Origin of the sequence: Mesorhizobium sp. M4B.F.Ca.ET.017.02.2.1 (genome assembly GCF_003998955.1) — a bacterium.
Taxonomy (GTDB): domain Bacteria; phylum Pseudomonadota; class Alphaproteobacteria; order Rhizobiales; family Rhizobiaceae; genus Mesorhizobium; species Mesorhizobium abyssinicae.
Window position 1 is genome coordinate 1 of sequence record NZ_RZOF01000691.1, and the last position, 600, is coordinate 600.

General features: G+C 65.2%; 1 protein-coding gene. It reads left to right on the forward strand.

Annotated elements, in window-relative coordinates; translation table 11 throughout:
- Nucleotides 1-578 (forward strand): aminotransferase class I/II-fold pyridoxal phosphate-dependent enzyme (locus tag EN738_RS34880; protein ID WP_127287432.1); only part of this gene is annotated, 578 nt, incomplete at its 5' end.
- Nucleotides 579-600 lie beyond the last annotated feature (22 nt).

Genomic DNA, 600 nt, shown 5'->3' on the forward strand with positions numbered 1-600 from the left:
TCATGGTCGACGACAGCCACGCCGTCGGCTTCGTCGGCAAGAACGGCCGCGGCTCGGCCGAGCATTGTGGCGTCGAGGGCAGGGTGGATATCATCACCGGCACGCTCGGCAAGGCGCTGGGCGGCGCGTCCGGCGGCTACACCTCAGGCAAAGCCCAGGTGGTCGACTGGCTGCGCCAGCGCTCGCGGCCCTACCTGTTCTCCAACACGCTGATGCCGGCGATCGCCGGCGCCTCGATCAAGGTGTTCGACATGATCCGCAATGGCGGCGCCTTTCGCGAGCGCCTCTATGCCAATGCGCAACGCTTCCGGTCTCAGATGGGCAAGCTTGGCTTCACGCTGGCTGGTGCAGATCATCCGATCATCCCGGTGATGCTGGGCGATGCGGCTCTGGCACAGGAGATGGCGGCACGCATGCTGAAGCGCGGCATCTATGTCATCGGCTTTTCCTTCCCGGTGGTGCCGAAGGGCCAAGCCCGTATCCGCACCCAGATGTCGGCGGCGCATTCCAGCGCCGATATCGACAGGGCAGTTGAGGCATTTGGCGCCGTGGGACGCGAGCTCGGCGTGATTTCCTGAGCGCCGAAAACGATTCCGGATC